The organism is Enterococcus sp. DIV2467a (assembly GCF_050532945.1).
Classification (GTDB): Bacteria; Bacillota; Bacilli; order Lactobacillales; family Enterococcaceae; genus Enterococcus; species Enterococcus faecalis.
In genome coordinates this window covers 2,316,941-2,340,972 of record NZ_CP172896.1, presented here as the reverse complement: position 1 = coordinate 2,340,972, position 24,032 = coordinate 2,316,941, and the positions used below count along the sequence as shown (strand labels likewise).

General features: G+C 37.6%; 20 protein-coding genes and 3 other annotated features. Of the genes, 10 read left to right on the top strand and 10 right to left on the bottom strand.

What is annotated here, in order from left to right; translation table 11 throughout:
- The first annotated feature begins 121 nt into the window (after nt 1–121).
- The 5 genes from erfC (at nt 122) to IGL80_RS11035 (ending at nt 6,511) form a co-directional block, all read left to right on the top strand.
- Nucleotides 122–1,837, top strand: coding sequence for a multidrug ABC transporter ATP-binding protein/permease ErfC (erfC, locus tag IGL80_RS11055; protein ID WP_002355662.1), 1,716 nt, complete (start codon nt 122–124; stop codon nt 1,835–1,837).
- Nucleotides 1,837–3,606: a multidrug ABC transporter ATP-binding protein/permease ErfD gene (gene erfD, locus IGL80_RS11050; RefSeq protein WP_002358756.1), complete on the top strand. Its 1,770-nt coding sequence runs from the start codon at nt 1,837–1,839 to the stop codon at nt 3,604–3,606. Before erfC ends, erfD begins: the two co-directional genes overlap by 1 nt.
- Nucleotides 3,607–4,014: 408 nt before the next feature.
- On the top strand, nt 4,015–4,620 hold the full coding sequence (locus tag IGL80_RS11045) for a TetR/AcrR family transcriptional regulator (RefSeq protein WP_002355664.1): 606 nt from the start codon (nt 4,015–4,017) through the stop codon (nt 4,618–4,620).
- Between the two features lie 138 nt (nt 4,621–4,758).
- Complete coding sequence (locus IGL80_RS11040; RefSeq protein ID WP_002355665.1) at nt 4,759–5,838, top strand: ABC transporter permease; 1,080 nt, start codon at nt 4,759–4,761, stop codon at nt 5,836–5,838.
- A 4-nt stretch (nt 5,839–5,842) separates the two neighbouring features.
- On the top strand, nt 5,843–6,511 hold the full coding sequence (locus IGL80_RS11035) for an ABC transporter ATP-binding protein (protein WP_002363221.1): 669 nt from the start codon (nt 5,843–5,845) through the stop codon (nt 6,509–6,511).
- 57 nt (nt 6,512–6,568) lie between these two features.
- On the opposite strand, the gene IGL80_RS11030 is transcribed toward IGL80_RS11035, so the two are convergent.
- The 5 genes from IGL80_RS11030 to IGL80_RS11010 form a co-directional block, all read right to left on the bottom strand.
- Nucleotides 6,569–7,132, bottom strand: a complete 564-nt coding sequence (locus IGL80_RS11030; protein ID WP_002355667.1) for a class I SAM-dependent methyltransferase — start codon at nt 7,130–7,132, stop codon at nt 6,569–6,571.
- A complete protein-coding gene (locus tag IGL80_RS11025) occupies nt 7,132–8,100 on the bottom strand; it encodes a TIGR01212 family radical SAM protein (protein ID WP_002355668.1) in 969 nt (322 codons plus the stop codon). The genes IGL80_RS11030 and IGL80_RS11025 overlap by 1 nt, the downstream gene beginning before the upstream one ends.
- A gap of 15 nt (nt 8,101–8,115) precedes the next feature.
- A complete protein-coding gene (locus IGL80_RS11020) occupies nt 8,116–8,766 on the bottom strand; it encodes a phosphatase PAP2 family protein (protein ID WP_002355669.1) in 651 nt (216 codons plus the stop codon).
- Nucleotides 8,767–8,933: 167 nt separating this feature from the next.
- Nucleotides 8,934–9,959, bottom strand: coding sequence for a DUF4097 family beta strand repeat-containing protein (locus IGL80_RS11015; protein ID WP_002358757.1), 1,026 nt, complete (start codon nt 9,957–9,959; stop codon nt 8,934–8,936).
- Nucleotides 9,959–10,618, bottom strand: coding sequence for a DUF1700 domain-containing protein (locus tag IGL80_RS11010; RefSeq protein ID WP_010708289.1), 660 nt, complete (start codon nt 10,616–10,618; stop codon nt 9,959–9,961). Before IGL80_RS11010 ends, IGL80_RS11015 begins: the two co-directional genes overlap by 1 nt.
- Before the next feature lie 316 nt (nt 10,619–10,934).
- On the opposite strand from IGL80_RS11010, the gene IGL80_RS11005 reads away from it, so the two are divergent.
- Nucleotides 10,935–13,148, top strand: a complete 2,214-nt coding sequence (locus tag IGL80_RS11005; protein ID WP_010708290.1) for an autolysin — start codon at nt 10,935–10,937, stop codon at nt 13,146–13,148.
- A gap of 50 nt (nt 13,149–13,198) precedes the next feature.
- Nucleotides 13,199–13,431 (top strand) — a binding site (T-box leader).
- 120 nt (nt 13,432–13,551) lie between these two features.
- On the top strand, nt 13,552–15,966 hold the full coding sequence (gene leuS / locus IGL80_RS11000; RefSeq protein WP_002364766.1) for a leucine--tRNA ligase: 2,415 nt from the start codon (nt 13,552–13,554) through the stop codon (nt 15,964–15,966).
- A gap of 54 nt (nt 15,967–16,020) precedes the next feature.
- Here the strand turns inward: leuS and IGL80_RS10995 are convergent, their stop codons facing one another.
- From IGL80_RS10995 to IGL80_RS10975, 5 genes are all read right to left on the bottom strand, one after another.
- Nucleotides 16,021–16,245 carry a DUF3955 domain-containing protein gene (locus IGL80_RS10995; RefSeq protein WP_002383054.1) on the bottom strand — a complete coding sequence of 75 codons (225 nt, stop codon included), beginning with the start codon at nt 16,243–16,245 and terminating at the stop codon, nt 16,021–16,023.
- Between the two features lie 96 nt (nt 16,246–16,341).
- Nucleotides 16,342–16,785, bottom strand: a complete 444-nt coding sequence (locus IGL80_RS10990) for a DUF2798 domain-containing protein (RefSeq protein WP_085366620.1) — start codon at nt 16,783–16,785, stop codon at nt 16,342–16,344.
- 175 nt (nt 16,786–16,960) lie between these two features.
- Nucleotides 16,961–17,794, bottom strand: a complete 834-nt coding sequence (locus IGL80_RS10985; protein WP_002355679.1) for an amino acid ABC transporter substrate-binding protein — start codon at nt 17,792–17,794, stop codon at nt 16,961–16,963.
- 10 nt (nt 17,795–17,804) lie between these two features.
- Complete coding sequence (locus IGL80_RS10980; RefSeq protein WP_002358764.1) at nt 17,805–18,440, bottom strand: amino acid ABC transporter ATP-binding protein; 636 nt, start codon at nt 18,438–18,440, stop codon at nt 17,805–17,807.
- Between the two features lie 12 nt (nt 18,441–18,452).
- A complete protein-coding gene (locus IGL80_RS10975; RefSeq protein ID WP_002383057.1) occupies nt 18,453–19,097 on the bottom strand; it encodes an amino acid ABC transporter permease in 645 nt (214 codons plus the stop codon).
- Between the two features lie 53 nt (nt 19,098–19,150).
- Nucleotides 19,151–19,393 (bottom strand) — a binding site (T-box leader).
- A 154-nt stretch (nt 19,394–19,547) separates the two neighbouring features.
- Nucleotides 19,548–19,780: a binding site (T-box leader), on the bottom strand.
- A gap of 147 nt (nt 19,781–19,927) precedes the next feature.
- Between IGL80_RS10975 and IGL80_RS10970 the strand changes: the two genes are divergently transcribed.
- The 3 genes from IGL80_RS10970 (at nt 19,928) to IGL80_RS10960 (ending at nt 24,032) form a co-directional block, all read left to right on the top strand.
- Complete coding sequence (locus tag IGL80_RS10970; protein WP_002404754.1) at nt 19,928–21,559, top strand: peptide ABC transporter substrate-binding protein; 1,632 nt, start codon at nt 19,928–19,930, stop codon at nt 21,557–21,559.
- Between the two features lie 106 nt (nt 21,560–21,665).
- Nucleotides 21,666–21,914, top strand: a complete 249-nt coding sequence (locus IGL80_RS10965; RefSeq protein ID WP_002355684.1) for a GlsB/YeaQ/YmgE family stress response membrane protein — start codon at nt 21,666–21,668, stop codon at nt 21,912–21,914.
- A gap of 378 nt (nt 21,915–22,292) precedes the next feature.
- Nucleotides 22,293–24,032, top strand: coding sequence for a DUF2264 domain-containing protein (locus IGL80_RS10960; protein WP_002358767.1), 1,740 nt, complete (start codon nt 22,293–22,295; stop codon nt 24,030–24,032).

Sequence of the window (24,032 nt, the reverse complement as noted above, 5' to 3'; positions counted from 1 at the left end):
GCCTTATTTTACAGTGTTAAATTGGTGAAGTCAATGAGCAAATTGATTTTTTTGTAATGGGGAAGAATTCGCAGACCAACACTGAAGAAGCAGGGAACTATTTTAAGAAAGTAGGGATAAGATGGACCTTATTATTCAACACGCCAAAAAATACAAAGGCTCGGTAGTTATTGCCTTGTTGGCGGTGATCGTAATGGTTGTCTCAGCACTTTGGCAACCAAAATTGTTACAACAAGTGTTGGAAGCAATTATGAATGACGATAGCGACAAAATGAAAAACTTAGGGATTCAATTAATTGCCATTGCAGGATTAGGACTCGTTGCAGGGGTTATTAATACAATTTTTTCTGCCAAAGTTGCCCAAGGTGTCAGTGCTGACATTCGTGAAGCAACTTTCCGCAAAATCCAAACCTTTTCATTTGGCAATATCGAAAAATTTTCAGCAGGTAACTTAGTTGTTCGTTTAACAAATGACGTTACTCAAATTCAAAATGTCATTATGATTGCGTTGCAGACACTTTTTAGAATTCCTTTTTTATTTATCGGGAGTTTTATTTTAGCGATGCTAACCTTGCCACAACTATGGTGGGTGATTGTTGCACTTGTCATCGCAGTTATTTTGATTTCTATGCTGTCCTTTTCGCAAATGGGCAAGCATTTCATGATTATTCAAAACTTGATTGATAAGATTAATGGTATTGCAAAAGAAAATTTGTTAGGCATTCGTGTCGTCAAATCATTTGTTCAAGAAAAAAATCAATTGTCACGTTTTACAAAAGTGAGTGAAGAATTAACCACCCATAACTTAATCGTAGGTAGCTTATTTGCTGTGATGATTCCAGCGTTTATGTTGGTGGCGAACTTAGCTGTTGTAGGCTCAATTTTCTTTGTGAGTAACTTAGTCAAGGACGATCCAACTTTAATCGGTGGTGTCGCTTCCTTTATGAACTATTTAATGCAAATCATGATGGCGATTATTATCGGCGGAATGATGATGATGATGACTTCTCGTGCCGCTGTTTCCATTAAGCGGATTAAAGAAGTGATGGAAACAGAACCAGATGTTACCTACAAAAAAGTCCCAGAACAAGAGTTAATTGGTAGTGTTGAGTTTGACCACGTATCTTTCCGTTATCCTGGGGATGAAGAAGATACCTTGAAAGACATCTCTTTCTCTATTCAGCCAGGTGAAATGATTGGGATTGTGGGCGCAACTGGGGCTGGTAAATCTACATTGGCACAATTAATTCCACGTTTGTTTGATCCGACAGAAGGAAAGATTGAAGTTGGTGGTGTCGATTTACGAGAAGTGAACGAACACAGTTTACGAAAAACAGTTTCCTTTGTGTTGCAAAAAGCAATCCTGTTCTCTGGAACGATTGCGCAAAATCTACGCCATGGTAAACGTGACGCTTCTGAAGCGGACATGGAACGGGCTTCAGGCATCGCCCAAGCCAAGGAATTTATTGAAAAATTAGCAGAAGGTTATGATGCACCCGTCGAAGAACGGAGTAATAACTTTTCTGGTGGACAAAAACAACGGTTATCAATTACAAGAGGTGTGATTGGTGAGCCTAAAATTTTGATTTTAGATGATAGCACCAGCGCGTTGGATGCTCGTTCGGAGCGGTTAGTCCGAGAAGCGTTGGATAAAGAGTTAAAAGAGACTACCACGATCGTTATTGCCCAAAAAATTTCTTCTGTTGTCCATGCAGATCGTATTTTAGTATTGGATAATGGACGTTTAGTCGGGGAAGGCACGCATGAAGAATTAGCAGCTACGAACCCCGTGTATCAAGAAATTTACGAAACTCAAAAAGGAAAGGAGGAAGCTTAATGACTGATTTAATAAAAGCTAGTAAATTTTTCTATCATTATTTAAAACGTTACAAAGTTTCTTTCCTCTTTATTTTCTTAGCAATTTTCGCAGCGACTTATTTACAAGTCAAAGCGCCGCAATTCGTTGGGGAAGCTATTCAGGAATTAGCGAAATATGCGGTTAATGTGATGCAAGGAAAAGACGATAAAAGTGCGTTCGTTTCTGTCATTTGGAAACTACTCATTTTTTATGTCTTAACTAGTGCCGCTAGTTTCATTTACAGTATTCTCTTTACACAAGTTGTGGGGAAATCGACAAACCGCATGCGGATTGGTTTGTTTAACAAATTAGAAAAATTGACGATTCGTTTCTTTGATTCTCATCAAGATGGTGAAATTTTAAGTCGTTTTACTAGTGATTTAGACAACATCCAAAACAGTTTAAACCAAGCGTTGCTACAAGTATTAACCAATATTGCTTTATTGGTTGGTGTCTTAATCATGATGTTCCGTCAAAATGTGGAACTGGCATGGGCCACAATTGCTTCTACGCCGATTGCGATTTTAATTGCGGTCTTTGTGATTAGCAAGGCGCGCAAATATGTCGATTTACAGCAAGATGAAGTGGGTAAATTAAATGGCTATATGGATGAAAAAATTAGTGGGCAACGTGTGATTATTACTAATGGCTTACAAGAAGAAACCATTGACGGCTTTTTAGAGCAAAATGAAAAAGTTCGTGCCGCTACGTATAAAGGTCAAGTGTATTCAGGATTACTTTTCCCAATGATGCAAGGAATGTCATTAGTCAATACGGCGATTGTTATTTTCTTTGGTGGTTGGTTAGCAATCAATGGTTCTGTTGATCGTGCCGCTGCGCTAGGTTTAGTCGTTATGTTTGTCCAATATTCCCAACAATATTATCAACCATTGATGCAAATTTCTTCAGGTTATAGCATGATTCAATTAGCTGTTACAGGCGCTCGTCGTTTAAATGAGATGTTTGATGAACCAGATGAAATTCGTCCCGAAAATGGCGAAAAATTAGAAGAGATTAACAAAGCTGTGGCTTTAAATCATGTTGTTTTTGGCTATAATCCAGAAACGCCTGTGTTGAAAGATGTTTCTATTCATGTGGATAAAGGTGAAATGGTCGCTTTAGTCGGACCGACAGGCTCAGGAAAAACAACGATTATGAATTTAATGAATCGCTTTTATGATGTGAATGAAGGCGCCGTGACGTTTGATGGTGTGGACATTCGTGAAATGGATTTAGATAGCTTGCGTTCACATGTAGGCATTGTTTTGCAAGAGTCCGTTCTATTTTCAGGAACAATTCGTGAGAATATTGCTTTTGGTAAGCCAGAGGCCACGGATGAAGAAATTGTTCAAGCAGCGAAACAAGCGAATATCCATGAATTTATTGTAAATCTTGAGCAAGGCTACGATACTGAGATTACGGAAGAGAATAACCTTTTCAGTACGGGGCAAAAGCAATTAGTAAGTATTGCACGAACGATTATTACCAATCCAGAATTATTAATTTTGGATGAAGCAACAAGTAATGTTGATACAGTAACAGAAGCTAAAATCCAAAAAGCGATGGACGAAGCAATTAAAGGGCGCACCAGTTTTGTGATTGCCCATCGTTTGAAAACGATTCTAAATGCGGATCGGATTATTGTTTTACGAGACGGTGAAGTCATTGAAGAAGGCAACCACCATGAACTAGTTGAACAAGATGGATTCTATGCGGAACTTTATAAAAATCAATTTGTTTTTGAATAAGTTGAAAAAGAAGCAAATGAGAATGACTCATTTTGCTTCTTTTTTTGCTATGCTAAATAGAAAAAGGAGAAATATCAATGGAAAAATGAGGAATGTACGGCAATTACGGCGCACGTTTTTGGTGCTAAATACTTTATTTGTACTGAGTGTATTCAGAGAGAATCGATGGACAAAATCGGCGCTGCTTTTTTGGTTGTTGGCTAATAGTTTTTTATCTGGACTGCAGTGGTTGATTTATTTTGGGGGCGAAAAAGGCTGGCTGATACATCTGCAGCGGTGGTATTATTGCGCGATTCTTCTCCAAATAGTAGGCACATTGATTGTATATTTTTCGTTTTTTGTATAAAGGTCTCTCGTTTCTTGCCGGAGAATATGCTAAAATAAAAAGCAGCAGGGGGCGAGAAAACCATGGAAAAGCCAAATAAACGCAAAGCTGATTTAGAACGTACACGGCAAATTATTTTGTCTGTCGCTTCTGAATTATTCATGACAAAGGGGTTCAAAAATACCTCCACTCGTGAAATTGCTTTAAAAGCGAACATTACCCAACCGAATCTCTATCACCATTTTAAAAATAAAAAAGAACTGTATTTAGCTGTGATTGAAGAATTAACGTCCCGTGTTCAGGAAGAATTAGTCCCAATTGTTTCTGGAAATGCATCAGTAGAAGAAAAACTTTATCAATTAATCAAAGTTTTGTTAGATGAACATCCGACCAATCTTTTCTTAATGTTGAACGACATGTTTCAAGAAATGGGCCCTGATTACAATCGTACGCTGTATCAAATTTTCAAAAAAACCTATATCAATAATATTGCGGCTATTTTTGAAAGTGAACCTGAAACCAATTGCTTACAAGAGGGCATCAGTGTAGATGATGCAACTCGGTTTATTTTATATAACGTTAGTGCATTATTAAGTATTGAAAAAACGTACCAGCGAAAAACAGTGGATGACGATGTCAAAAAATTTATTCAATTTATGCTACATGGCGTTCTGAAAAGTCACAAATAAAAAATAGAGAAGCCCTGTTGGAAAACAGACTTCTCTATTTTTTTGTAAAATTCACTTATCAATTGATAAATAATTATTGATTTATCGATTGATAAGTGATATAGTTTATTTCGAAAAGAAGAAAGAGGTGAACCATTCATGTTTTTAGGATTTAATGAAATGAAGTATTCAAAAGGACGGTACGTCCTTGTAGTCTTAGTAATGGTCTTGATTGCTTGGTTAATTTTTATTTTGTCAGGTTTAGCGAACGGTTTAGCTCAAGGAAATCGTTTAGCCGTAGATCAATGGCAAGCGAATCAAGTGGTTTTATCAAAAGAGGCCAATAGTAATTTAAATGTATCAGTGTTAGATGAAAACGTGAAAGAAACGATTTCAGGAGGCAAAATTGCACCGATTGGTCAACAATCTTTAGCCATCCGCCCAGCAGATGATAAAAAGGCTGAATTAACGAATGTTAGCTTATTTGGGATTGAAAAAGAAAGTTTTTTAATGCCAAAAGTGATTGAAGGAAACGCATTTACTGATAAAAATCAAGTGATTGCTTCAGAAACATTGAAAAATCAAGGATTTAAAATTGGCGACAAATTAACTGCAGGGAAATATGATGAGCAATTAGAAATTGTCGGCTTTATTTCTAAAAGTAGCTATAACATTGTGCCAGTTATTTACACTTCTCTGGATACTTGGCGGTCAATTAAATATGGTGACAATCCAGCAATGGCCAAAATGGTTAATGGTTTCATTGTTCGCAGCAAGGACAACGCGGAAGTTAAAACGACTAATAAAGACAGCCAAGTTCTTTCAATTTCAGATTTTATTGAAAAACTGCCAGGATACAGCGCTCAAAACTTGACCTTGGATGGCATGATTTATTTCTTGATTGTGATTGCAGCGTTCATTATCGGTATTTTTATCTTTGTGATGACTTTACAGAAAACAGCAATGTTCGGTGTCTTAAAAGTTCAAGGGGTGCCGACTAGTTTCTTAGCAAAGGCAGTCATGCTACAAACCGCTTTATTGGCTGTTCTAGGAGTGGCGATTGGTCTTGCTTTAACGGGAATTACCGTGCTCTTTTTACCAGAAGCGATGCCTTATGCAACTAATGGACCACGCATGATTTTGTTTAGTGTACTATTGATTTTATCTGCATTAATTGGCGGGGCATTTTCAATTCGAACGATTGCTAAAATTGATCCGTTAATCGCGATTGGAGGTTAGAGACATGGCAAATGTTTTAGAAATGAAAAATATTTATAAAAAATATGGTGAAAAACATACAGAAGTGATCGCGTTAAAAGAATTATCTTTTGCGGTTCAGCCAGGTGAATTTGTCGCAGTAATTGGTCCTTCTGGTTCTGGTAAAAGTACCTTTTTAACGATTGCAGCTGGTTTACAGGCACCGACAAGTGGCGAAGTCATTGTTGGCGGGCAATCACTAAATAAGTTAACGAAAAAGCAACGTTTGGCGCAACGTTTTCAAAAAATCGGCTTTATTTTACAAAGCTCTAATTTGGTGCCATTTTTAACAGTGGAAGATCAATTTCACTTAATTGAAAAAGTTGATAAGTCACGTAAAAATAGTGAATTAAAAGAGCAATTGTTAGAGACGTTGGGTTTAAAAGAATTACGAAATAGTTATCCTCGTGATCTCTCTGGTGGGGAAAGACAACGGGTAGCCATTGCGTGTGCATTGTATCATGAGCCAGACGTAATTTTGGCAGATGAACCTACGGCTAGTTTAGATACAGAAAAGGCGTTTGATGTTGTCCAATTACTAGCGAAAGAGGCTAAAGAGAAAGATAAAGGAATTATCATGGTGACACATGATGAGCGTTTGTTGAAATACTGTGATCGAGTGGTTCGTATTCGTGATGGTGAATTGACAGAGTAACAAAACAAATAAAAGAGAACATGATCGGATTGCTGGAGACAATCCGACCATGTTCTCTTATTTCTTTTCAATACAGAAAAGAACAGGTGGCTGATTTTTTTGATTGATAAACTCATAACGTAAGACACTGTAAACATCTTGTGGTAAGGCTTGCGTGTAATTCGTGACCAAATCAAGTTCCTCTGAACCGCCTTCGTGGCCATAATAAACGACTAAAATAATGCGACTTCCTTTTACCAAATGAGGCAGTAACCCATCTAACGCCTGTTTAGTCGTAGCGGGTTTTGTAATAATTTCCTTATTACTTTTAGGTAAATAGCCTAAGTTAAAAATAGCGGCAGTGATTTCTGTTTCTTCATCTAGGACAGCATGAAGATGTTCATGTCCTAATGGAAATAACGTAGTTTGTGGGAGTAAATTAAGTTCTGTTAACTTTTGTTCTGTATTGATCAACGCTTCTTTTTGGATATCAAAGGCGAAAACTTCACCAGAAGGGCCAACCAGCTCTGCTAAGAATGCTGTATCATGACCATTTCCCATTGTTGCATCAATGACGAAGTCGCCAGGTTCCACCACTTCTTTTAAAAGTTGGTGACTAAAATGTAGGGCTGTTTGTAGCATTAATTGAAAACTTCCTTTCCTGAAATGACAGTATATTTTCCTTGATAACTGTTGCGGCGTTTCATTTCCGCATCAATCGCATTGAGGACTTCCCATTTTTTCAAACTCCACATCGGTCCGATAATTGTTTCAAAGGGAGCATCGCCTGTCAAGCGATGAATAACAATTTCGGGTGGAATCATTTCTAACTGATCACAAATCACTGAAACATAGGCTTCTTTGCTCATCAATTGTAAGCGTCCTTCATTATAATCCCGCATCATTTTGGTATTTGTCATTAAATGAAGTAAGTGCAGTTTAATCCCTTGGATATCTGAATCCTGAATAGTTCGCCGCACATTTTCGCGCATCATGGCAGGTGTTTCCCCAGGTAGCCCGTTAATTAAATGTGTACAGACCCGAATCCCGTGTTTCCGTAATTTAGCCACACCATCTAGATATGTTTGATAATCATGAGCGCGATTAATGGCAGCGCTAGTTTCCTCAAACGTGGTTTGCAAACCCAACTCTACCCATAAATAAAAGCGTTCATTTAATTCAGCTAAATAGTTCACTACCTCATCAGGCAAACAATCAGGACGGGTACCAATGGATAAACCAACGACACCTTTTTCATTGACTACTTGTTCAAACCGATGACGAATAACGTCAACAGGCGCATGTGTATTGGTGAAATTTTGGAAGTAAACAATGTATTGATCGACAGTTGGCCATTTTTGATGCATCAATTGGATTTCTTTTTGAAATTGAAGCGGCAGGGGATCGCTAGGTGCAACAATCATGTCGCCTGAGCCAGAAACACTACAGAACGTACAACCACCTTTGGCAACCGTCCCATCACGATTGGGGCAATCAAAGCCACCATCAATTGGCACTTTAAAAATCTTTTCACCAAACTGTTGACGAAGTGCATAGTTCCAAGTGTGATAGCGTTTATTTGGATCATCTGAATAAGGAAAAATTTGCATAATCAAGACTTCTTTCTAGCGTTGTTTGCTTTGAAATCGCCAAACAAAGCGTTTTTCTAAATAAATAGGGTAACTTAATAACAACCAAGCTAAACCAAGACAAAAACCACCTAAGATATCGCTAGGGAAATGGACACCTAAATAGATTCGACTAACCCCAATCATGAAAATCCCAATACCTAGTAAAATTTGCACACAAAGGCGGACCGTTTTATTTTTAATGAAAATTGGCAGAATCAATAAAATAGTGCCGTAGAACAAGGTACTTCCTACAGCATGTCCGCTAGGAAAACTATACGTATGTTCAGTTACTAAATGCTCCAAAGTAGGACGTTGGCGCATAAAGAATAATTTTAATAAAGAATTACCTACGCCAGCAATTAAGGCAGTATTAATAAAGAGCCATAATGCTTCAGCATAATATTTCCAAACAATAAACAGAGCAATGACAACGATTGCTAAGATGATAATCGTCAATGAATTGGCAAATTTGGTGTACCAAATAAAAAAGTTATTTAGCTGTGGAAAAGGACGACGAACAAAAGAAGTAATCGTTTGATCAAAGCCTTTGAGCCAGGTTGGATAAAAACGAACAACATAGCCTAAAAACATAAATACTAAAAGAAAACAACTACCTGCAAATTGATAATAAAGTTTGTTTTTCATAAAAAATCCTTTCAAAATTTAATCGCAACAATCCGTATTATACCATCAAAAGGGTAAAAAATTAAAAGATAATTTCATTGCCTGATTAGAGGGGATACAGATATTAAAAAAGTTCTGGCAGCACAATCTCTCATTGTGGTGCTAGAACTTTTTTAAATGGCGCATGTTTATTGATTATCATCATCAGGAGTATCAACGGTAATATCGCCGAATTCGCTAGAAAGGTTAAACTCTGTATCCGCACGACCATTCTTATAAGATGTTCGCTCTTTGTTTAAAAGTTGAACATCGCCTAATTTTGATTCCCCTTTGATTGAAATGTTACGCAAAATTTCTCCAGAATTTACATAAATATCTCCATGGACAAGAGCGACAGTTAATTTTTTAGGCACAGCAGGCATGTCTAAAGAAAAATCACCATTTTCACTTGAAAAGTTAGCTTCTCCTTTGAAATCATAGACGCTAATATCGCCATCTGTCGTTGTTGCTTGGATGTTTCCACGAGCATTTTGCACTCGAATATCACCAGAAGTAGTAGTATTTTTGATTTCATCGAAATAGGCTGAATCCAACGTTATATCGCCGTCAGTGGTTTCAACTGTTGCTTTTTTAGCGGAAGTATCCGCTGAAAGGTAGATACCATCTGAAGAGTTAAGCGTCATTTTTTTGGCTTTAACACCCGATAGACTAACATAAGAATTTGGTAGATTAGTTGTTAATTCGTCTACGTTAAAAGCATTCAATGAAACTTGTGAATGGGTTGAGCCATCAATTACTAACTTTTTCACATTATTAGGAATCTGGACACTCACGTTCGGTGTGAAGTCACTAAAAATACCAATATTAAAGAATGACAATTCGGGTTGGTTTTGTGTACGAGTGGTATTGATGGTTGCTGTTATTTTATTTTTTTCTTCTTTGACATCTAAGGTGCCTTCAGCTTTTGAATAAAAGGCATTATTCGGTGATCGTAATCCCATGTTGTTACTATCAGTTTTATAAATGGTATAAGGGCCTTTGCCTTTTAAGGATAAGTGAAGTTCTTCGCCTGCTTGTTTATTTTTTAGTGTATAACTTTCTTTTAGCGGCGTGACTGATTTTTCCGCTTGTTTGTAAAAATAGACGGCGCCAGATCCACCAATTAGCATCGCTAAGACAGCAATGGATAAGAGAATCCCTGTTGTTTTTTTCATTAGATATCACCTCGTAAAACAGCAATGTTCCATTGGAAATAACGCTTAAAGACATGTGCTGAAAATTTTAAAATTGGTAGAAAAAGTAACCAACCAATGATTGATGCACCAAATAAAAAGAGACTCATAGATAATTGGAAAAAGGAAGCGGCATTTGCTTGGGTAATAACACTATAAATACCATAAATTGGTGAAAATAAAGTTGCAGCTCCGGCAATGCCACAACCGACGTACATTAAGGCAATCCCTAAAATAACCCAAAACATGAAGAAAAAATTTAAACAGAAAATACCAAGCACTTGGAAAAATCGGGTTAGCGGCCGATGCTGTGGTCGTTGATAGTATGGAGAATCATTATCATAGTAAAATTCAGATTCTTCTTCATAGGGATGATCATAAGCAGGTGTAGCCGCTGGAATTTCTTGCCAGCCATTATTTTCAATTTTTCGTTCCGTCAATTCGATGCCTTGTTCTTTTAAAATTTCTTCTGCGATAACCCGTGGTTTCCCCAATGATTTTGCCACTTTTTCTTCTGTTTCGCCTTCCGCAACACGAGCATCAAATAACGCCTTGTATTTCGCAAGAATAATAGCTTGATCTTTTGGATTTAATGCTTTTAAATAAATTTTCAGCTCAATAATAAAATGTTCTTTATTCATTCCGCTCCCTCTTTCTACACGATTCATTTCTCATCTTAAACTATAATTTCTTTTTGAGCGAATAACAAGAGGAATTAAAAAAATCAGACTAAGGTAAAGAAGCATCTACAACTAAAGTCGCAGTTTTTTTCCGAGTAGTAACAAGAGAGGAAATCCATGTTAAAAAACATTACTTCTTTACAATCTAGTTACAGTAATATGAAATTTTGTTGAAGTGTTTTTAATTCGCTAGAAAAAAAGGTATACTTGTTATAATAACAAAACTAAAAAATTACATTTACATATAAGTTAAAAAAGGAAAGTTGGGGACGTATCAATGAAGAAAGAATCAATGTCACGTATCGAAAGAAGGAAAGCACAACAAAGAAAGAAAACGCCAGTACAATGGAAGAAAAGCACTACTTTATTCAGCTCGGCGTTAATTGTTTCATCTGTAGGAACGCCCGTTGCGTTACTACCAGTGACTGCTGAGGCAACAGAAGAGCAGCCAACAAATGCGGAAGTTGCCCAAGCACCTACTACGGAAACTGGCTTAGTAGAGACACCAACAACAGAAACTACGCCAGGAACTACGGAACAACCGACAACGGATTCGTCAACAACGACTGAATCGACAACTGAATCATCAAAAGAAACACCAACAACACCAAGTACCGAGCAACCAACAGTTGATTCAACTACACCTGTGGAATCAGGAACGACTGATTCTTCAGTAGCAGAAATCACGCCAGTAGCTCCTTCAACAACCGAGTCTGAAGCAGCGCCTGCGGTTACACCCGATGATGAAGTAAAAGTACCAGAAGCTAGAGTAGCTTCTGCGCAAACTTTTTCAGCGTTATCACCGACGCAAAGTCCTTCAGAATTTATTGCCGAGTTAGCACGTTGTGCACAACCTATTGCGCAAGCCAATGATTTATATGCATCAGTGATGATGGCTCAAGCAATCGTTGAAAGTGGTTGGGGAGCAAGTACGCTATCTAAGGCACCAAACTATAACTTATTTGGGATTAAAGGCAGCTACAATGGACAATCTGTCTATATGGATACATGGGAATATTTAAACGGCAAATGGTTAGTGAAAAAAGAACCTTTCCGTAAATATCCTTCTTACATGGAATCATTCCAAGATAATGCGCACGTGCTAAAAACAACTTCTTTCCAAGCGGGCGTTTACTATTATGCTGGGGCTTGGAAAAGCAATACAAGTTCGTACCGCGATGCAACTGCTTGGTTAACAGGTCGTTATGCGACAGATCCTAGCTACAATGCTAAATTAAATAATGTCATTACCGCATATAACTTAACTCAATATGATACACCATCTTCTGGTGGAAATACTGGGGGCGGAACAGTTAATCCAGGAACAGGCGGCTCGAACAATCAATCAGGAACGAACACGTACTATACTGTAAAATCAGGAGATACCTTGAATAAAATTGCCGCGCAATATGGTGTGAGCGTTGCTAATTTACGCTCATGGAACGGCATCTCTGGCGATTTAATTTTCGTTGGTCAAAAACTTATCGTGAAAAAAGGTGCTTCAGGTAACACTGGTGGCTCAGGCAGCGGTGGTTCTAACAATAATCAATCAGGAACGAACACGTACTATACTGTAAAATCAGGGGATACCTTGAATAAAATTGCCGCCCAATATGGCGTGAGCGTTGCTAATTTACGCTCATGGAATGGCATCTCTGGCGATTTAATTTTCGTTGGTCAAAAACTCATCGTGAAAAAAGGTACTTCAGGTAACACTGGTAGCTCAAACAACGGTGGCTCTAACAATAATCAATCAGGAACGAATACGTACTACACAATTAAATCAGGCGATACCTTGAACAAAATTGCCGCGCAATATGGCGTGAGTGTTGCTAATTTACGCTCATGGAATGGCATTTCTGGCGACTTAATCTTCGCTGGTCAAAAAATTATTGTGAAAAAAGGTACTTCAGGTAACACCGGCGGCTCAAGCAATGGTGGTTCTAACAATAATCAATCAGGAACGAATACGTACTACACGATTAAATCAGGCGATACCTTGAACAAAATTTCTGCACAATTCGGTGTTAGTGTGGCTAACTTACAAGCCTGGAATAACATCAGCGGTAGTTTGATTTTTGCTGGTCAAAAGATTATCGTGAAAAAAGGCGCCAACTCAGGTTCAACGAATACGAACAAGCCTACGAATAATGGTGGCGGTGCGACAACATCCTACACGATTAAATCAGGCGATACGTTGAATAAAATTTCTGCACAGTTTGGCGTGAGTGTTGCTAATCTACGTTCATGGAACGGGATCAAAGGCGATTTAATTTTTGCTGGTCAAACAATCATCGTGAAAAAAGGCGCTTCTGCAGGTGGCAATGCTTCTTCAACAAATAGTGCATCAGGCAAACGCCATACAGTTAAAAGCGGTGATTCACTTTGGGGCTTATCAATGCAATACGGAATCAGCATCCAAAAAATCAAACAATTAAATGGCTTAAGCGGGGATACAATTTATATTGGTCAAACTTTAAAAGTTGGTTAATTTAAGATTGAAAAAAATAGCTATCTTTGGTAACATGAGTCTTATAATAGAAAAAAACAATGAGAAGGAATAGTAGAAAGAACCATGTGATAGAGAGCGTATGGCTGGTGGAAATACGTACAGAAGCTTTTGAACTCGCCTTTAAGTTACTTTTTTGAACAAACCAAGTAGGAAAAGTCGGTGACGATCGTTAAGACGTTTGAGGTTAAGGTGACGGTGACTGACCGTTTCTTTGACGAATTTAGGTGGTACCACGTTGCATTTGTATGTTCACGTCCTATAGGAATTTTTCCTATAGGACTTTTTTTTATCACTAAGTGGCTAGTTTAAGTCAGAATAGTGACAATGGCTGCAGGTGGCAAATTTTAAGAATGAAAAATTTTATATTACTAGGAGGAATAACATGAGCTACAATCACAAAGAAATTGAGAAAAAATGGCAAAAATATTGGGCTAAGAACAATTGTTTCAATACATTGGACGACCCAAATAAAGAAAAATTTTATGCACTAGATATGTTTCCTTATCCATCTGGACAAGGCTTACACGTAGGTCACCCGGAAGGCTATACAGCAACCGATATTCTTTCACGTATGAAACGTGCGCAAGGCTATAATGTGTTGCATCCAATGGGCTGGGATGCGTTTGGTTTGCCAGCAGAGCAATATGCGTTAGATACAGGAAATGACCCAGCTGAATTTACTAAGAAAAATATCGAAACATTCCGTCGCCAAATTAATTCACTAGGATTCAGCTATGATTGGAATCGTGAAATTAATACCACTGATCCTGAATATTACAAATGGACACAATGGATATTTACAAAATTATATGAAAAAGGGTTAGCTTATGAAGCAGAAGTTGCGGTTAACTGGGTACCTGAACTAGGAACTGTTATTTCAAATGAAGAAGTCATTGATGGAAAAAGTGAACGTGGCGGTTATGATGTGGTTCGCCGACCAATGCGTCAATGGATGCTGAAAATTACTGCTTATGCAGATCGCTTATTAGAAGATTTAGAGCTTGTTGATTGGCCAGAAAGTATTAAAGATATGCAACGAAATTGGATTGGACGTTCTGAAGGAGCCAATGTGACCTTTAAAGTCGCTGGCACAGAAGAAAGTTTCACGGTGTTTACAACCCGTCCTGATACCTTGTTTGGTGCAACCTATACTGTTCTAGCTCCTGAACTAGAACTAGTGAAAAAAATTACGACACCTGAACAAACAGCAGCTGTAGAAGCATATATTGAAGAAACCTCAAAAAAATCTGATTTAAATAGAACGGATTTAGCAAAAGAAAAAACAGGTGTTTTCACAGGTGCGTATGCGATAAATCCAGTCAATGGCCAAGAAATTCCAATTTGGATTGGCGATTATGTTTTAGCAAGCTATGGCACAGGCGCAATCATGGCGGTCCCAGCGCATGATGAACGGGATTACGAATTTGCGAAAACATTTGGCATTGATATCCTACCAGTAATCGCAGGTGGCGACATTACAACAGAAGCCTATACAGGGGATGGACCGCATATCAATTCTGATTTCTTAAATGGATTAAACAAAGCAGAAGCCATCGCTAAAATGAATGAGTGGCTAGAAGAAAATCACGTAGGGAAAAAAGAAGTATCTTATCGTTTACGTGACTGGTTATTCTCTCGTCAACGCTACTGGGGTGAACCAATTCCTGTAATCCATTGGGAAGATGGAACAACCACAACGGTTCCTGAATCTGAGTTACCTCTACGTTTACCAGTAACATCGGATATTCGCCCAAGTGGAACTGGGGAATCGCCATTAGCAAACATTGATGAATGGGTCAATGTCGTCGACCCTGAAACTGGTATGAAGGGAAAACGTGAAACGAATACTATGCCACAATGGGCTGGAAGCTCTTGGTATTACTTACGATTCATTGATCCTCATAATAAAAATGAAATTGCTGATTTTGAAAAATTAAAACGTTGGTTACCAGTTGATATCTATATTGGTGGTGCCGAACATGCGGTGTTGCATTTACTTTATGCTCGTTTTTGGCATAAATTCTTATATGATATTGGTGTGGTTCCTACCAAAGAACCTTTCCAAAAATTATACAACCAAGGTATGATTTTAGGAGAAAACAACGAAAAAATGTCTAAATCACGTGGCAATGTTGTAAATCCCGATGATGTGGTGGCTAAATATGGTGCGGATACATTACGTCTTTATGAAATGTTCATGGGCCCATTAGATGCTTCCATTGCTTGGAATGAAAATGGCTTAGAAGGAAGTCGTAAATTCTTAGATCGCGTTTGGCGTCTGATTGTTGATGAAGAAGGCAAAATGCGTGACCGAATTACCACAATTAATGATGGCCGTTTAACGAAAGTTTATCACCAAACGGTTAAAAAAGTGACAGAAGATATGGCAAACTTGCACTTTAATACAGCGATTTCTCAATTAATGGTTTTTGTGAATGAAGCCAATAAAGTGGATGCCTTACCTTATGAATATGTGGAAGGATTTGTCCAATTACTTGCGCCAATCGCGCCACATATTGGTGAAGAACTATGGCAAATTTTAGGTAACGAGGAAAGTTTAACTTATGTCCCTTGGCCAACCTATGATGAAGCAGCCTTAGTAGAAGATGAAGTGGAAGTAGTTTTCCAAGTGAACGGAAAATTACGTGGCAAACAAAATGTCGCTCGTGGGTTAAGCAAAGAAGAATTAGAACAAATTGCAATGAACCATGAAGCTGTTAAAGAATTTATTGAAGGAAAAACAGTGCGCAAAGTGATTGCTGTTCCAGATAAATTAGTAAATATTGTTGCAAATTAAGTTATATGTTTTTATTAAAAAAAGAGCCGGACGTATCAAAACGTCAGGCTCTTTTTAAGGTTGTTTTGTTTTACCTTTTTGATTCATATGTTCTTTACATGTGATTGTTATAACCGAAAGCAAGGCGATGAAGAGAAAAAAGTAACCAAGCGGCGTACAGAAAAAGGCGGGTTCTTTTAAAAGTCCATCGCTAGATAATGTTGATCCAACTAAAATAGAGATCATAAATAATAAAAGACTAATCAAGCCAAGAAATAAGCTAATACGATATTTTTTCAACTTCAGTTCCTCCTTTAATGAACTATCACTAAGATAAATCAAAAAGGTTAACTTTTTTTTAGGCAACTGTTAAAACTTAGATAAGAAATCTATTTTCTAAGTTTGTCGTTGTTGGTAATTGGTTAAGATCATACGTGAAAAGGGACCGACAATCAGCAATTGATAAGGAAGGGCAACAATAAAGTTCAGGCCCCAAGCTTGGAAATACGCACTTAGTGACAACGTCTGGCCTTCCATTAATAAGCCAAATAAAGACATACAAGTCACCATGCCGATAATCATGAAACTCGAAATGGTCAAAATAAGTAATAGCCGTTTTTCTTTATTAAAGGGTAAAGAAAAAGCGATTTTCTTAGCTAAGACACCAACGATGAAAACGTCTAAAATAAAAGCAACGATAAATCCAGGAAGCAAACCTTTTGATAAGGCGTACAATGAAAATTCTCCATGCAATGATAAATTATAGGTGCTCATTCCGAAAAACATCAGAAAGCACATTAACGTAGTAAAAAGCATTCCTTCTTTTTTATTAGTAGGCATTTTTTTCTCCTTTCATTTATTGAGAGTAATGATTGTTCTAGGCAGAAAAGGACAAATTCTCTCGACTTTTACTAGTGTAGCAAAAATAAAAGTTCTTCATAAGTTAGAATTTGCTAAGAATTTGATTCAAATAAAAAGGTGTACTAAGTCAGCAGTACACCTTTTTATTCGTTATTTAGTTTATTTTTGTGTTATTTGTAACGTCCTCTCCAAACCATTTTTGAGAAATTTTACTAAGGGTGCCATCTTTTCGTAACGTTTCAAAGGCAGTATTGATTTTTTGGACTAATTGATTGTCTGATTTGCGGACGCCCACAGCAAAATCTTCATTGTCATAGCCGACATGAGAAATAGTATAGTTTTTTAAATTATCTTCGTGGGAAAGATAGTAGTTGGCGTAGACGCGATCAATTAGGAGCCCATCAATTCGGCCAGATTTTAAATCTAAGAAAGCTTCATTAAAGCCGTCATATAAAATAGGCGTTTGGTCTTTAACAAATTTTTTCAAAACGTCGGGCTGACTTTCGAAGCCATCATAGCCAGAAGAGCCGTTTTGAACCCCTAAAATTTTGCCTTGCATGTCGCTCGCTGTTGCAATGTTTTTTTCTTTTAAAGAAACAAGTACTTGATCGTTCGTCATGTAAGGTTGTGTGAATTGAACTTTTTCGGCCCGCTCGCTCGTTTTAGTGTAGCCATTCCAAATAAGATCAATGGTTTGATTTTGTAATTCTGTTTCTTTCATAGACCAATCAATCGGTTGGAAGTCAACGGAAATGCCATAAAGTTTAAAAACCGCTTTGGCTAAGTCGACATCAAAGCCGACAATTTTGCCTGATTTATCTTGAAAACCCATGGGCACAAAGGAGTCATCTAAGCCAATAATAATCCGTTTTTCTTCGTTAATCCGTGTCCATTGATCTTCGTTGCTTTTTCTTTTACCACAACCTGCAAATAGGAGTAAACTACAACAGATAACCAGCAAGGCTAAAGAATATTTCTTTTTCATCATAAACTCCTTTCTATTGGACGGGGGCAACCGTCAAAAGGTTGTCTGCAATTTTTTCAGCGAAAGCCATATCGTGGGTCACGACAATCTGTGTCATGCCTTGTTTCCGTAAATCTAAAATAACTTCTTCCACTTGTTGGCGTAAAGCTGGATCTAGCGCGCTCGTTGGTTCATCGTACCCAAGAACTTTTGGCTTCATTGCTAAGGCACGAGCAAGTGCAACTCGTTGTTTTTGTCCACCAGAAAGTTGATATGGATAGAGTTTTTCTTTACCAGCCAAGCCCAATTTTTCCAGTAATTCTAAAGCTTCTTGCTGACTTTTTGCTTTTTCTTCTTTTAGTACTAATGTAGGTGCTAAGGTAATATTTTCTAAAACTGATAAGTGAGGGAAAAGTTGGAAATCCTGGAAAACGACCCCAACCACTTGATCGGCATTGTCCATTTCAGCAGGATTGAAAGGAACACCATCCAACAAAAGCTCACCAGAATCAATGGTTTCTAAACCAGCCAAACAACGAAGTAAAGTGGTTTTTCCGCCGCCTGAAGGACCAACAATCGTTAAAATTTTACCATCTGGAATTTCTAAATTTAAGTGATCAATAATGGTCCGGTTGTCAAAATGTTTGGTTAAATTTTTAATAGTTAACATGGTAGAGTCCTCCTATTTATAATATTGATAGAATTTTTCAATTTTCTTAGAAGCAACAGTCAAAATTGCCGTAAAGAGTAAATAAATCACTCCCACTAAAGCTAATGGCACTAATGTAACATCGCGGCTCATCGCAATTTTACCAGCACGTAAAAGATCGCCTAAGCCAAGAACATAAATAAGAGAAGTATCCTTGACCAAATTGATAATTTCATTTCCTACGGAAGGCAGCACGATTTTAACAACTTGTGGCAAAATAATCCGAGTGACTGTTTGAAAACGTGTTAAACGTAAAACCTTAGCAGCTTCATATTGACCTTGGGGAATTGCTTGAATCCCCCCGCGGAAAATTTCAGCAAAGTACGCAGCATAATTTAAAATAAATGCGAATAAGGCCGCATCGTAACGTTCAAAGACAATACCAATTAATGGTAAGCCGTAAAAAACAAAAATTAATTGTAACAATAGCGGAGTGCCGCGCATTAACCAAATGTAGAGGTTAATTAAGTAACGTAAAGGTTTAAACGAACTTTGTAAAATAAAGGCAATGATAATCCCCAGTGGAATCGAGCCAAGGAGCGTAAAGAAAAAGACTTTCAGTGTCATGCCAGCTCCGCTAACTAAAGCAGGTAAAATTTCTAAAATATAATCCATCATTTTTTCCTCCAACAATTTTTATTAAAAAACAAAAAAGCCTCTTGGCTGTGAGCCAAGAGGACGAATCGCATTCGTGGTGCCACCTCAATTTACTTATCTTTCACAAGATAAGCCTTATGTAGTTGCGTTGACAACTACTCTCTGTTAACGATAGAGTCACCGGTTTTTCTTACTAAAGGATTCAGAAAAACATCTTTTAGGTGTGAGTAAAGAAGAATCCATCTTTTTCTTTCAGCCAATGAAAAAGTCTCTGTAAAGGAAGAGCTAAATTACTATGTCCTAAGCCTTGATTGTAAGTATGAAATTGTTCGAACGGAACAGAAAACCTGTTGCTTTTCTAGCGTATCCCATTGAGCACATAGAAAAGGGGACAACAGACAGGAGCGGTTAAGGCATTCTCTCAGTTTGAAAAGCGCATCTAAAAAACAAAAAAGTCCTTTGGCTGACTAGCCAAAGGACGAATAATCAATTATCGTGGTTCCACCTTAGTTTATTCGTGTTTCGCAACACGAACCTTATGAAGTTCATAACTTCGCCTGTTAACGAGTGGTCCCGGACTTTCCTACTAAGGGTTCAAAAAGTCAACTCCCAGATGTGGTTCACTGTTTCTTTACGTCTTTTTCCACCAACCAAAGACTCTCTTCACTAAAGGAAACAGTTACTCTTCTGTTCTCTGTTTTTCAATACTGTACCACCAGAAAAAATATCTGTCAACTCTTATTCTTAAAAAAATATTTTTCTTTCAAAAAGTAAGTGCTGAAAAAGGACAAATGTATGGAAAATCATGTAAAATGTAGGTAAGTTGTTTGAACAGAAGGAGGAGTTTTGGTATGAAACAGAAAAAGTGGTTAATCGGACTTGTTGCACTAGGCTTGGTTTTAGCAGCATGTGGAAGTGGCGGTTCGAAAACGACCTCGAATGAAGCAGCTACACAGAAAATTAACGTCGCATCTGGTGGTGAACTCTCGACATTAGACAGCGCTCATTATACAGATGTCTATAGTTCCGATATGATTGGTCAAGTAGTTGAAGGCTTGTATCGACAAGATAAAAACGGAGATCCTGAGCTAGCTATGGCGAAAGCAGAGCCACAAGTTAGTGAAGACGGGTTAGTCTATACATTCAAGTTACGAGAGGCAAAATGGACAAACGGGGATCCAGTTAAAGCAGGGGATTTTGTAGTTGCGTTTAGAAACGTGGTCGATCCAGCATACGGTTCAAGTAGCAGTAATCAAATGGATATTTTTAAAAATGGGCGTGCGGTGCGGGAAGGACAAGCCACGATGGAAGAATTTGGTGTCAAAGCAATCGATGACCAGACACTAGAACTAACATTGGAAAATCCAATTCCTTATTTAGCCCAAGTCTTAGTTGGAACACCTTTTATGCCTAAAAATGAAGCCTTTGCCAAAGAAAAAGGTACTGCCTATGGGACTTCTGCAGATAATTTTGTTGGCAATGGACCATTTGTAATTTCAGGTTGGGATGGCAATTCCGAAACTTGGAAATTGAAGAAGAATGATCATTATTGGGATAAAGAACACGTAAAATTGAATGAAATTGATGTTCAAGTAGTGAAAGAAATTGGCACAGGAGCCAATCTTTTTGATAATGGCGACTTAGATTACACTGTTTTAGCAGATACTTATGCACTTCAGTATAAAGAGTCAAAACAAGCGCATTTTGTACCTAAAGCCATGGTGGGTTATTTAAGCCCCAATCATCGCCGTGAAATCACCGGCAACGAACATGTTCGAAAAGCTTTTTTACAAGCGATTGATAAAGAAACTTTTGCAAAAGAAATTTTAGGAGATGGCTCGACAGCTTTAAATGGTTTTGTACCAGCTAATTTTGCAAAAAATCCAGATACAGGTGAAGATTTCCGCAAAGAAAATGGTGATTTATTACCATATAATATTAAAGAAGCCCAAGCTAACTGGACCAAAGCGAAAGAAGAGTTGGGCAAAGATAAAATTGAATTGGAACTAATCTCAGCGGACTCAGCGATTGCCAAGAAAACCATTGAATTTGTTCAAGGGCAATTGCAACAAAATTTACCAGGTTTAACAATCAAATTAAAATCATTGCCTTTGCAAAATCGTTTGGATTTACAAACAGCAGGTAATTACGATTTAGCCTTTGGAACATGGACACCTGACTATGCTGATCCCATTAATTTTTTAGAATTTTATGACTCGAAAAGTGGCTTAAATACTTCTGGTTATAACGATTCGGCGTATGATGCGGGTCTCCAAAAAGTTAGAAAAGATTACGCCAATGAACCTGAAAAACGCTGGAATGAATTACTAAGTTTAGAAAAAACATTAATTGAAAAAGATGCCGGTGTTTTACCCTTATTCCAAGGAGCCATTGGTTACTTGAAATCAGATCGCTTACAAGGTTTGCAAGTATTTTCTTTTGGTCGCACAGTATCCTATCGTTTAGCTTATGTAGAAGAATAAATTGACTTCTGAAAAGTCCTATCTTTTGAAAAAGTCTGCTTTCTGTTTTATCCTTAAAGTAGGAAAATTAACTAAAAAAATCAACTATGAAAGGTAGGTTTTTCAAATGTTTAGCTTTCTATGGGCATTAATTGTCGGAGGAATTATTGGCGCAATTGCTGGCGCAATTTTAGGAAAAGACGTGCCAGGTGGCATTATTGGAAATATTATCGTGGGCTTTTTAGGGAGTTGGGTAGCATCACTCTTGTTGCCTTCTTTAGGACCAGTCATCGGCGGTTTTCCGATTATCTCAGCGTTGCTAGGAGCGATTATCTGTATCGCTATTTACTCTTTTATTGTAAACCGCAAGGCGTAAAATTGTATCAAAATGATATCTTGAAAAGCATCATAAAACTTGTGAAGGTTGATCAAACCATTACTTTTGATGTCTTTTCTCTCATATTTTAAGTCTATGACAAAAATCTCTTTGGATTTTTGTCATAGACTCTTTTTTTTTAAAATATTTATTATGAGAATTTCCTGCGTTAGACTGCTTATTTTTCATTTATTATTCATTTTTGATAATGGAAGTTTTGTTGGATAAAGTGAATAGCTCAAGGTTCAACAAAAATAAAGAAAAAATTAATATGTTAAGTTTGGGGAAGGTGAAATGCTGCTCTCATAATACGCCGTTTTATTCATTAAACGATAGTTGAAAAAAATAAGTGCCCTTGTTATTCTTTGAATTAAACTAATGGGGGCGAAAAGCATGGAATCGTTAAAAAGTAATCTTTTTTTGACCAGAGAAGCATATTTGGAAGCTTTTGAAACAATCATGACACCTTTAAAAACGGCTATTTTAACATCAGAAAAACCTGGCGTAAATTTTGGGTCCAGTGGTGCTGTCTATGATCAGCAACATGCTGAAATGGAAGCGCTCATTCGACCATTATGGGGAATTGGACCGTATTGGGTTACTTGTAAAGATGATGTTTTAAGAGATGCTTATGTGGAAAAATTAATCGCAGGAACTGATCCGTCATCCCCAGACTATTGGGGCGATATTGTTGATTATGATCAATATATTGTGGAAGCAGCAGCATTATCTTTAACTTTATTGCTTCATAAGACATATTTTTGGTCCTGTTTTTCTGAGAAACAGCAAGAAAATATCATGGTTTGGTTAAATAAGGCACTTGGTTGTAAAATTCCTAAAAATAATTGGACGTTTTTCAAAGTGCTCATTCGTTTAGCACTCGAGGGATGTGGACAAGTGATTAACCAAACGGAACTAGAGGAAGAATTGGCGTTGATTGAACGCATGTATTTAGGTGATGGTTGGTATATGGATGGTAAAACTACGCAAAGAGATTATTATATTTCGTTTGCTTTTCATTATTATAGTTTGATTTATGTCAAATTTATGCGAGAAAGAGATCCTGTTCGTGCGAAACGTTTTACAGAACGAGCCGTTATGTTCGCGCAGGACTATCTGTACTATTTTGATGAGGAGGGCGAAGCGTTACCTTACGGACGTAGTCAAACGTATCGGTTTGCTCAAGGAGCGTTTTTCGCAGCTTTGATATTTGCAGAAGTAGAGGCGTTACCTTGGGGACAAATAAAAACGCTGTTAGCAAAACATTTACACTGTTGGATGCAACAGACTATTTTCACTTATGATGGTCGGTTGTCCATTGGCTATCATTACGAAAATTTAGTAATGGCAGAAGGTTATAATGCACCAGGCTCTCCGTATTGGGCTTTTAAAACATTTTTGTTGCTCGCAGTGGATCAAGACCATCCGTTTTGGCGTGCTGAACCGCTGGCGATAAAACGAGAAGAAAAGCGTTTGATAGAAAAGGGAAACATGTTATTAATCCATCCTAAAATGAAAACGCATGTCCTCGGCTATCCTGCAGGACTATGGCTTGAAAATCAAGCGCATGCTGCGGCTAAATATAGTAAATTTGTCTATTCTAGCCGCTTTGGTTTTAGCGTTCCCAAAGCTGAAACGTGTTATGAGGAGGGGGCTTTTGATAACGTACTGGCTGTTTCTCGTGATGGTGAATATTTTCGTGTTAAAGGGAAAGTTCATGATTTTTATTTAACAGAGGAGCAAGTTTATTATAAATGGCTACCTTTTCAAGAAGTAGAAATTGAAACAACCATTTATCCTTTTGGAGAATGGCATGTTAGAGTACATGAAATAGTGACATCGGTTCCATTAAAAGTGCGCGAAGGAGGATTCAGTCTACCGTTACTTGGAAAATTTTCAGAAAAAGAACTTGGTAAAGAGTGGGCTAGAGTCGATTCAGGAGAATTGGGTTCGCAAATAGTTGCAATTGAAGGGTATGACCACGCAGGTATTCTTCAACCTGAACCCAATACATCGTTGTTTTTCCCAAGAACAAGTTTACCTTATTTGCAAAAAGAGCTACCAATAGGAACGCATCGCCTGATTTGTTTGGTAGGCGGTGTGACAAGGGAGGAATAA